Annotated in this window: 13 protein-coding genes; 7 read left to right on the top strand and 6 right to left on the bottom strand. The window is 47.8% G+C overall.

Going from position 1 to position 10,019, the window contains the following annotated elements; genetic code table 11:
• Positions 1-216: Tn3 family transposase (locus A3751_RS17630; protein ID WP_156492591.1), on the top strand; the 216-nt coding region annotated here is incomplete at its 5' end.
• Positions 217-261: 45 nt separating this feature from the next.
• Here the strand turns inward: A3751_RS17630 and A3751_RS23910 are convergent.
• Both A3751_RS23910 and A3751_RS17640 read right to left on the bottom strand, forming a co-directional pair.
• Positions 262-501 (bottom strand): BLUF domain-containing protein, encoded by a 240-nt coding sequence (locus tag A3751_RS23910; RefSeq protein WP_068458315.1) that lies wholly within the window; start codon positions 499-501, stop codon positions 262-264.
• Between the two features lie 70 nt (positions 502-571).
• Positions 572-2,149 carry a bifunctional aminoglycoside phosphotransferase/ATP-binding protein gene (locus tag A3751_RS17640; protein WP_068458317.1) on the bottom strand — a complete coding sequence of 526 codons (1,578 nt, stop codon included), beginning with the start codon at positions 2,147-2,149 and terminating at the stop codon, positions 572-574.
• 123 nt (positions 2,150-2,272) lie between these two features.
• On the opposite strand from A3751_RS17640, the gene mrcB reads away from it, so the two are divergent.
• From mrcB to A3751_RS17660, 4 genes are read left to right on the top strand one after another with little or no spacing between them, the layout of a single operon-like run.
• Complete coding sequence (mrcB, locus tag A3751_RS17645) at positions 2,273-4,540, top strand: penicillin-binding protein 1B (protein WP_197466463.1); 2,268 nt, start codon at positions 2,273-2,275, stop codon at positions 4,538-4,540.
• Positions 4,525-4,950: a hypothetical protein gene (locus A3751_RS17650; protein ID WP_068490652.1), complete on the top strand. Its 426-nt coding sequence runs from the start codon at positions 4,525-4,527 to the stop codon at positions 4,948-4,950. The genes mrcB and A3751_RS17650 overlap by 16 nt, the downstream gene beginning before the upstream one ends.
• Entirely contained in the window at positions 4,951-5,496 is a 546-nt protein-coding gene (locus tag A3751_RS17655) for a YaeQ family protein (protein ID WP_068458324.1), read from the top strand.
• Positions 5,493-5,807, top strand: a complete 315-nt coding sequence (locus A3751_RS17660) for a DUF3301 domain-containing protein (protein WP_068451816.1) — start codon at positions 5,493-5,495, stop codon at positions 5,805-5,807. The genes A3751_RS17655 and A3751_RS17660 overlap by 4 nt, the downstream gene beginning before the upstream one ends.
• Here the strand turns inward: A3751_RS17660 and A3751_RS17665 are convergent.
• From A3751_RS17665 to A3751_RS17675, 3 genes are all read right to left on the bottom strand, one after another.
• The gene (locus A3751_RS17665; protein WP_156492592.1) at positions 5,804-6,325 is read right to left on the bottom strand and encodes a hypothetical protein; all 522 of its coding nucleotides are present in this window, start codon (positions 6,323-6,325) and stop codon (positions 5,804-5,806) included. The genes A3751_RS17660 and A3751_RS17665 overlap by 4 nt on opposite strands.
• 18 nt (positions 6,326-6,343) lie before the next feature.
• Complete coding sequence (locus A3751_RS17670; RefSeq protein ID WP_156492593.1) at positions 6,344-6,556, bottom strand: hypothetical protein; 213 nt, start codon at positions 6,554-6,556, stop codon at positions 6,344-6,346.
• A gap of 189 nt (positions 6,557-6,745) precedes the next feature.
• The gene (locus tag A3751_RS17675) at positions 6,746-7,375 is read right to left on the bottom strand and encodes a YigZ family protein (RefSeq protein WP_068458330.1); all 630 of its coding nucleotides are present in this window, start codon (positions 7,373-7,375) and stop codon (positions 6,746-6,748) included.
• Positions 7,376-7,521: 146 nt separating this feature from the next.
• Here A3751_RS17675 and A3751_RS17680 point away from each other — a divergent pair, with 146 nt between their 5' ends.
• Positions 7,522-8,892 carry a wax ester/triacylglycerol synthase family O-acyltransferase gene (locus A3751_RS17680; protein ID WP_068458332.1) on the top strand — a complete coding sequence of 457 codons (1,371 nt, stop codon included), beginning with the start codon at positions 7,522-7,524 and terminating at the stop codon, positions 8,890-8,892.
• Positions 8,893-8,926: 34 nt separating this feature from the next.
• Positions 8,927-9,562, top strand: a complete 636-nt coding sequence (locus tag A3751_RS17685) for an FKBP-type peptidyl-prolyl cis-trans isomerase (RefSeq protein WP_068458334.1) — start codon at positions 8,927-8,929, stop codon at positions 9,560-9,562.
• A 53-nt stretch (positions 9,563-9,615) separates the two neighbouring features.
• Here the strand turns inward: A3751_RS17685 and A3751_RS17690 are convergent.
• Positions 9,616-10,019 (bottom strand): protein adenylyltransferase SelO family protein (locus tag A3751_RS17690; RefSeq protein WP_197466464.1); only part of this gene is annotated, 404 nt, incomplete at its 5' end.

A 10,019-nucleotide genomic window follows, 5' to 3' on the forward strand; every position in this document is an offset into this window, starting at 1 on the left:
GCCATTATTTACTTCAACTCAATGATACTGACCCGTTTACTGAGGCACTTCGAGGGCATTGGCGATGAAGAAAAGCTGGGGATTACAAAGCAGGTGTCGCCGGTGGCTTGGCACAACATTAATCTGAATGGGACTTATAGCTTCGACTTTGAACAAAACCTGATCGATATCGAGGAAATAATGCGGCCGATTACCGAAACTGGAGGAAATGTCTAAGTTAATACCCCTCTGGAGACCAGGAACCACGGGGGCTGTGTAGTATTATGTCTTTTTAAGACGGAAAATCCCCAGGACCCCCTTAAGGATTTTTTGATACGTATCGTTTACCGTTGAGCGGGAGCCCTCGAGACATTGCAGAAAATAACTATGATTGAAGCTGAGTAGACCCGTGATTGCCTGCCTCTCATTATTCATTTTGGAGAGGGTGAGTATTTCTTCAATATCTCGTTCGTTGAGATTGGTTTGAGCTTTGCTTACATAAACAAGTTGGACCAAGAACATGGTGGGCACCTCCAAAAGCGGTGCAACAACTATAGAACGGACTTGGCTCTCTGCAAGTTAAGGCTGCAAGTTAAAGCAGGTGCTTGCGAATTTCACTAACGAGTTCGTTTGTTTCTTCCATGATGTCGCTGTGAATGACAAACGTTTTCTCTAGCTCGTCTCCTTCAAGCTTGTCCTGAGTCTTCATTTGTCTAGAGGCCACCTCAAAGCTGGCATCTGACGCGTCTCCTTTTGTGTTCTCGCGTTGCTGTATCCAGGTCTGAATCACGCTTACAGCTGCCTGACAATCCGCGATGACCATGGGCACACCATGCTCGTCGGCGACGTCTTGAAGGACATCTCGTTGCCACTTCTGTAAATTTGTCGCATCTACAATGACGCTCAAACCGCCATTCAGAATATGCGTCGCAAGAACGGCTAGTTTCTTATACGTCAGCGCGGTCGCTTCTTCGCTATACAGCTTGCTGGCGAGCTCCCGATCTGGGTGTTTGTATGGGTTAAACTCAAATAGCCTTTTTCGTTCTACGTCGGAGCGAATTCTTACTGCGCCCAGTTTGTCGACGAGGCGCAGAGCTACCGTACTTTTTCCCGTTCCCGCCACGCCATGCATTGTGAGGATGAATCTGTTCGGCAGTGCTGAGCAGCTCTCAGCAAGGTCGATGTAGGATTGATATTTTTTCCAAAGGATCTCAATGACATCAGGTTGATCGCGAAAATCTTCCATCTCAAATAATGAAATTTTTGCCCGAACGATCGCTCGATAGGCTTTGTAAAAGGGCAGTAGCTTGAGGCCTTCGTAATCGCCGGTTTCCTCAAGATAATGATTCAAAAAGCGATTTGAATATGCATGCAGGCCTCTTTCCTCTAGATCCATTGCTAGAAAGGCCATGTCGCTCATTACGTCGACCCAACGAAAACCATCATTAAATTCAATACAATCAAACAACGTGACCTTGTTGTTGAATAAAGTAATGTTCTTCAGGTGCAAATCGCCATGGCACTCTCTTACATAGCCGTTGGCTTTGCGTTGTCGCATGGTGTCGGTAAGAATGGCGAAGGTGCTTAAAGTCCATTGTTCGAGATGCGCTAGCTGCTCAAGATGCTCGCGCGTCGACAGCCGCTCGCGGATCTGCTCAAAGTTCTGCTCTGCCGGCATGAGTAGTTTTTCAGGAGAGCCAAAGTCTGAGTTCTCTGGTGCTGTTGGTGCGGCTCGATGAAATGTCGCAACCCGGTCGGCAAGCTCGTCTATGTGCTCAAAGGTCAAAGAACGAGACGCATCAAGCTCGCTAAACAACTCCTCAGTTTTGAATTGGTGCATCTTGATGGCGTATTCGATGACGCCATCTTGTTCAATGTTTGTAATAGCGTTGAGTTTGGGGGCAGCAGCGTCGCCGGTGATGGCGAGCACTTCGATATAGAGCTCGGGGGCCGAGCGTGAGTTTAAGTTTAATTCTGCTTCACAATACTGTTTACGTGCGCTTAATGACGTAAAATCAAGAAATCCGAAGTTGACGGGTTTTTTGATTTTGTAGGCGAAATCGCCAGTCAAAATGATCCACGAAATATGAGTCTCAATCAGTTCCATAGTTGAACATGGATGAGAGTAAGGTGTAGGTTTCAGTAGCGACTGAACAAGCTCTGAGTTCATGTATCCTCCGTAAAGCGGAGAGCACAATAACAGCGACGCATTTGCTCTGCAAAGATAATGTCTAAAGCCAAATCCAAAAAAACATCCGCGAAAACGTCCTCTTCTTCAAGCGAGCAGGGCAGAGTGAAACGTAGGTGGAAGCTTAAGCTATTCTCCATTATTTCTCTGGTACTTATTTCTTGGCTCGTTTATCTCGATGCACAGGTTCGCTATAAGTTCGAAGGGAAGCGCTGGCATTTGCCCGCTCAGGTATTGGCAAGGCCCTTAGAGTTGTTCGAGGGGCAGGCGCTGAATCTTGATAATTTAGAGCAAGAGCTGGGATTACTCGAATACACCAAGAATCGCGTTGTCGATCGACCAGGAACATATTGGCGCGAAGGGACCCGGGTAGAGATTTTCCGCCGCGCACATGACACCATTGAGGGGCCGCAGGCCGCACTAAAGCTTGAGTTAAAGATTGATGGCGATGTGATTCGTTCCATTGAACTGATGAGTCAGGCCAAGGAAGAAGGGATTTACACCATTGAGCCATACAAAATTGGCGGTATTTATCCCAAGACAAGAGAAGAGAGAGAGCTTGTTGCCTACGAAGATATTCCTCCTTCGTTGATTTCAGCCCTGCTTGCCACTGAAGACCGCAATTTTTTTGAACACTGGGGCATATCGCTTGTGTCAATCGCCAGAGCCATGTTTGCCAATCTGCAAGCAGGGCGAGTGGTACAAGGAGGCAGCACTTTAACCCAGCAATTGGTGAAGAACTTCTATCTTACTCGCGAGCGCAGCATTGTCAGAAAAGTCAATGAGGCGTTAATGGCGTTAATGCTTGAGGTGCACTACACCAAAGCGGATATTCTTGAAACCTATGTAAACGACATCTATCTTGGTCAGTCTGGTTCAACGGCGATTCATGGTTTTGCGATGGCGAGTCGCTTTTATTTCGCGAAGAACTTGCGAGATCTTGAGCTAGAGGAAGCGGCTTTGCTGGTTGCTATCTTGAAGGGACCATCCTACTACGATCCTCGTCGTCGACCGGAACGAGCTCAAGAAAGGCGAGATCTAGTGCTCTCGCTGATGCATCAGGAAAACTGGATTTCGCTCGCCGACGCCCAGCAAGCCCAAGCTGAGCCTCTGCGGGTGACGCATAAGCCCAGCTTCCAAACCAATCGTTACCCCGCTTTTATAGATCTAGTGAAGCGGCAGCTAAGCAGAGACTATCAGCCTGAAGACCTGAGTAGTGAGGGTTTGAAGATCTACACTACGCTTGACCCGCAGCTGCAAAAGAATCTTGAGCGTGCGGTGACCACTGGTATCAAAACCCTTGATCGAAAGCAGTCAGCAGGAACCGCCAAGCTTGAAGCCGGCGCAGTGATCACCGAGGTTGGTACCGGTGAAGTGATGGCTTTACTTGGTGGTAGAAATCCACGTTATCACGGATTTAATAGAGCGCTTGATGCGGAGCGCGCTGTCGGTTCGCTCATTAAGCCTGCTATTTATCTAGCGGCGTTAGAGCAACCTGAACGCTACCAACTGGCGACTCGAATTACCGATTCTCCCTTTGCGCTAGAATTTGAGAATGGAGAGCGTTGGACGCCAAGCAATTTCGACAATAAGGTTCACGGCGAGGTGGCGATTGTCGAAGCCCTTGCTAATTCTTATAACTTAGCGGCTGCTAGGCTTGGTGTTGATATCGGCCTAACTCGAGTCCATGAGAGCTTGCGAAGACTTGGAGTAAGCGAAGCCCTAAACCCCTATCCCTCGCTGCTTCTTGGCGCGCAGTCGATGACGCCTTTTGACGTTGCCAAGTTCTATCAAACCATCGCCAGTAATGGATTTAATATGCCTCTGCGCGCGATTCGTGAAGTGGCGAATCACCAAGGTGAATTGCTTTCACGTTTTACTTTTGAGGTCGAACAGGTGATTTCTCCCCAAGCGAGTTATCTATTGCAAAGTGGGATGCAAGAGGCGATGCGCAATGGCACCGGACGTTCAGCCTATCAGTCCTTGCCGAGTCAGCTATTAACTGCCGGTAAAACTGGAACGACGAATGATTTTCGCGATAGCTGGTTTGCCGGATTTTCAGGCGACTATCTGGGTGTGTTCTGGGTCGGTAAAGACAATAACGAACCCACCGGATTGACGGGTAGTTCGGGTGCACTTAAGTTGTGGACGCAATTTATGGCTTCAGTGCCACAATACCCATTATCGACCCCTTTGCCTTCAGATATCCATGTGCGTTGGTTTGACCAAACATCTTGGAACGAGACCAGCGCATCGTGCGAGAATGCTCAGCCACTGCCAGTATGGGGTGAGAACGCAAGCTTTGAATGGCAAGATTGCAAACAACGCTCAGGCTCAATTAAAACTTGGATTCGCTCATGGTTTCAATTCTAGTACGGGTGGCACACGTCGTATGTAGCTGTGTGCTTTTAACCCTACTTGTGGCTTGCGCTTCTAAACCCAGCCACGTCTTGGTCGCGAAAAGTGAGCAAGGTTATACGCCAAGTAAAACCGAGCGTTATCAGACGCGCGCCCAGGAAGTTCCTGACGTCGTCAAACAGCAAATTCAACTAGCCCGGCAAGCTATTGATGATGGGGACATAGATCTTGCATTGCGAACGCTTGAACGAGCTCAGAGAATCGCCCCGAAACACAGTACAACCTATTTGTATCTTGGCGATGCGTATATGGCTAAAGAACAACGCGCGCTGGCTGAGCAGATGTATCGCAGAGCAGCATCTCTCGCCACCAATTCGCAGCAACGAAACGCAGCGCAAGAAGCGCTGCATGCAGGAGAGTTTTAGATGGCTTTGAATGCCACGATTTACCGGTTTGCGGTCGACCTAAGCGATATGAATCGCAACATTTACATGCCGCTTTCCTTGCATGTCGCCCTGCATCCGTCAGAGACCCTAGAGCGGATGTGCGCACGAGTGCTAGCCTATGCGTTGTGCTATGAAGAAGGGATTGAGTTCACTAAAGGCTTGAGTACTGACAATGAGCCGGATGTATGGGCGCTCAATTATAGTAGTGAGATTGAACACTGGATCGAGCTTGGTAAGCCAGACGCGAAACGTCTGAAAAAAGCGATTGGCAGAAGTAAAAAAGTCACAGTGTTCAGTTATGGTGGTCAGGATGTGGAGCAGTGGCTGGAGAGCATTAAAAAAGATGCGTCGATTCGCCATGGTATTACAGCGTTTCGTATCGACAAAGAGCCGCTTGAACAGCTCGCCGGTATGGCAGAGCGAACAATGCAGATTGGAATGATGATTCAAGATGATTTGGTTCACGTCTCGTTCGGGAGTGAAATGATAGAGTTTAAGCTATACAACTTGCTGGACCGCGCATGAGTCTAAACAGCCTTTTTTTGACCGCACTTGTTTGCTTTGGTGTGTGGTACTGGATCAAAAGTCGCGATTTAAAAGAATTCGCTTATCAGCGCGCACAAGCGGCGTGTAAGAAGCTAGATTTGCAGTTGCTCGACCAGGCAGTCGCGTTAAAAAGTGTGCGACCCGTGCGCAATGCCAAAGGCCATATGCAGTTGCGTCGAATTTACAGCTTTGATTTCAGCTCCTCTGGTGAAGACCGTTATGAGGGGGAGGTGATTATGCTTGGTAATCGTTTAGATGAAGTGAAATTTGCACCGCATCGCATCGGCTAGTTTGGAAAAAGCAGATCTATAATCAATTTGTCAGACATGCCCTGTTGCTTATATCTTTGAGAACCGCGGGTGAATTTTTTAGAGCAACCCTCACAAAATGCTACCCTTTCTAGTTCATTTTGACCGCCGAAAACAAATGCCATGTCGTTTGGATAGAGCCATATTGCAAATTTAGACTGTTCTATTCTGCGTTTAGGCTCTCCATAAGCGCTTTGTATATTTTCTGCATGATCACCTAACTCGATGTTCAGGGCATTTAGTTCTGCAAGAGTATCGGCTATAAGACTTGATTCATGTTCCGCCGCTTTCATCTGTTTACTCGCGATATCAGGCTCTGTGGCATAATCTTGATACTTGTCGATCCAATAGCTGTCGATACCTGACTGTTCTAGATATGACAAAGCGGGATGAGAGCCGTCGAGGACTTTCAACGTTGCCCCTGTTTTATAGCAAGACGTAGCGCGTTTATAACCAGTTTTAAACCTTGGTTTAAGTCTTGAAAAATAAAGATGCATCAAGCAGACAGAGTAATCTTCCTATGCATCTTGATACACGCTGCTTTCAACTTGTCGAGGCAGAGCATCAAAGCTATACCTAGCGCAGTATTCACTGCTCTCAGTGAGTATTGAAATGTGCTCTTCTTTAGAGAATTCGAAGCATTCGTAATACTCTTTCCCCATTGCTTCTTTATAAACGAGCATTAGGTTGTTAATCGTGTCTTCAGAAGTGTATGCCTCAATGGGGGGCACGCCGACAGGTTCTTTGTTAGCGCAGCCAATAGTCAAGACGGCAAAAAAAATAATGAAAAGCGTAACGAGCAAACGGCGGGATTTAACGAGGTACAACGATATCATCCATGAACTATCAAGAGTTCGATCCTAGAGGCTCAAGCTATGAGCCGCTCTGATCTTCAAGTATAAATTATTCGGTGTATCAAATTAAGTCTGTTTGATTGATTCGTCAGGCGCAGAGGTACTTATTCTGGTTCCCCGCAAATGGCTTAACTCGGCTTTGAATGAAAGGCTATGTAGGCTAGGTAGAGATATGGCCATGCTCACGAGCTCAGAGTAGGAGCAGTCGTCTATAACTCCATGATAGCGATCAACTAAGTAGCGAATTTTTTGTTCCTCATCAAATGCACAGCTAAGTCGTAAGGGCTCGAGGGAGATTACCTGTTGGCACTGCATTTCATCATAGGCGGACTGCACGGCAGTAGAGTAAGCGCGAACCAAGCCTCCAGCGCCAAGTTTAATGCCGCCAAAATAACGGACGACAACAATGAATATATCCCCCACATCTTTATGCTGCATAACGTTTAGCATCGGCTTTCCTGCGGTTCCACTGGGCTCTCCATCATCAGACATCGCGACGGACGTAGGTGCTTTCGGGTCACCAAGTAAATAGGCCCAGCAATGATGGCGTGCATCTGTGTAACGTTCCCGCAAGGTTTGCAAATGGATCATGGCTTCAGCGCGGTTCTTTGTATGAAACACAAAGGTGCTAAAACGACTTTTCTTGACGATCAATTCAGTTTCAAGATTAGCTGAAGGAATCAGATAGCCGGACATCGATAGCTCTCGGTTTGATTATTGCTAGCATTCACGCGACTGAGTATTAAACGCGATCGCTTTGGCGCATAATTATGCGGCAATTACGGAGGCATGTTAAATAAACCGTTAAATAAAAAGAGTTTTTACATCAAGGATAAATGTTAATGAAACCGTTAAGTCTCGCTGATCAACTTTTCTTATGGATGGAAAAGCGTCAGCAACCAATGCATGTTGGTGGGTTACACCTATTGAACTTTCCTGAAGGTGCTGGCCCGAAGTATGTGTCTGAGCTGGCAGAGTACATGAGCACCTTCCAGCAACCCATTGCGCCGTTTAACCAGCGGCTTGTTCAGCGCTTTGGACGTTACTACTGGCATGAGGACAAGCAGTTCGATCTAGAGCACCATTTTCGCCATTCCGCATTGCCAAAGCCGGGTCGGATTCGAGAGCTTCTGTCACTTGTTTCGGTAAAGCACAGTGCGTTGATGGATCGAGAGCGCCCAATGTGGGAAGTACATTTGATCGAAGGCATTCGCGGCAAGCAATTTGCGCTCTATTATAAGGTGCACCACTGTATGTTAGATGGTGTCGCGGCAATGCGGATGGGTATGCGCTTAATGTCTGAGGACCCAAGCGTGCGGGACCAGCCTCCGTTGTGGGCTATGCCGAAAAAACATCGCACGCATGAGCCTATTCAGGGTTCTGATGTGATTGCTAGTTTGACGGAGCTTGCTGGTGCCGCAGGAAAGCAGATATCTACTGTGCCGACACTAATCAAAGAAGTCAGCCATGCGGTTAAACAGGCGCGTTCTAACCCCGATTACACGACGGCATTCGAGGCGCCTCCAAGCATATTAAATCAGCGTATTACCGGTTCGCGTCGCTTCGCGGCGCAGTCCTATCCAATCGAACGCTTTAAAGCGATCGCCAAAAAAGCCGATGCTACTTTGAATGACGTGGTAATGGCGGTCTGCGGTAGCGCATTGCGCAATTATCTTCTTAGCATGAATGCACTTCCGGATAAGCCTTTGATTGCAATGGTGCCGATGTCTATGCGCAAGGATGACAGCGAGCAGGGGAATCAAATAGCGATGATTTTGGCGCGTCTTGGTACGAACATTAGTGACCCATCAGAGCGCTTGTACGCGATCAAGCGTTCGGTCAAAGAATCTAAAGATCGCTACGCGAGCATGAGCCTTGAAGAAGCAATTAACTACACCGCGTTGACGCTCGCCCCTGCCGGTTTGAATATGCTGACCGGCGTGTCTAGCCGTTTGCAGGCTTTTAACGTGGTTATTTCTAATGTCCCTGGGCCTAAGAAGCCGCTTTACTGGAACGGCGCTCGGGTGAAAGGTATGTACCCCGTATCTATTCCGATCGATCGGATTGCGCTCAATATTACACTGGTCAGCTATGTCGATAGCCTTGAGTTTGGCTTCACAGCTTGCCGACGGACATTGCCGTCTATGCAGCGACTGTTAGACTATGTCGAGGTTGGAATAAAAGAACTTGAGGATGCTGTCGGGCGCAGCTAACTCAGCAGAATACTTGCAGTAATAAGGTCTCATTATGAGTAAAGAGTTAAAGAAACCAGAAACGTTTGAACAAAAAGTAAGCTATGGATTTGGTTGGCAATTTGGTCGTCAGCTTCAAAAGAACCGGTTTGAGGGGATGGATGTTGAGGCATGCGTTCAAGCACTGCGTCAATGTTTTGCCGGTGAGCCGAGTATGCTCAGTGAGAACGAATTGAACGAAGCGTATGACGCCGTCAAAGAAAAGCGTAAAGAAGTCGAGGCACAGAGAGCTCAGGGTTATAAAGACTTATGTGAAAAATTCCTAGCCGAGAATGGAAAGCGTGATGGCGTTCGTGTGACTGATTCAGGCTTGCAAATCGAAGTGTTAGAGGATGCCGATGGCCCGATACCCGCGCTTGAGCAAAAGGTCGTTGTGCATTACCACGGGTCGTTTATTGATGGGCAGGTTTTTGATAGTTCGGTCACGCGAAATGAGCCGGCTGAGTTCGGCGTTAAAGACGTGATTTCGGGTTGGACAGAGGCCTTGATGCAAATGCCAAAGGGCGCAAAGTGGCGTGTGGTCGTTCCTGCCGATCTTGCTTATGGAGAGGCGGGCATGCCACCGGCAATTCCGGCTAACTCGGCTTTGGTATTTGAGCTACATTTGATCGATATTCTGGATCAGGAGTAGAGCAAAGCGAACAGCTGGCTGATAGCCGCCAGCTGTTCGCTAAGATTATTTTTTCAAGAGGAGCAGGAAATCTCCAGCGCCTCTGAACCTTCCGGCGGTAACGCTGACAAATCTTCAAACTCTGGCCCTTGTTGATAAGGCTTTAATAATCCTTCATGTAAGCGTTTTACAACGCTGTAGTCACCTTGTTCTGCCGCCTCAATTGCGGCTTGTGCCAAGTGATTACGTAGAATTCTCTGTGGATTAACCTTCTGCATGCTTGTGCGGCGCTGCGCTGCAGAGCCGTCTTCCTGAGATATGCGTTTTTTATACTGTTCGGCCCACAGATCGAAGCGCTCTATATCGATTGCCAGATCTCTGAGTTCGGCTAAACCTTGGGCTGCATCGACGTAGCTTAAGCGGCGGAAAAAATCACTATAATCAAGCCGACAGGCCTGCAGCATCTGCAGCGTTTCGA

This window comes from Oleiphilus sp. HI0080, assembly GCF_001635135.1.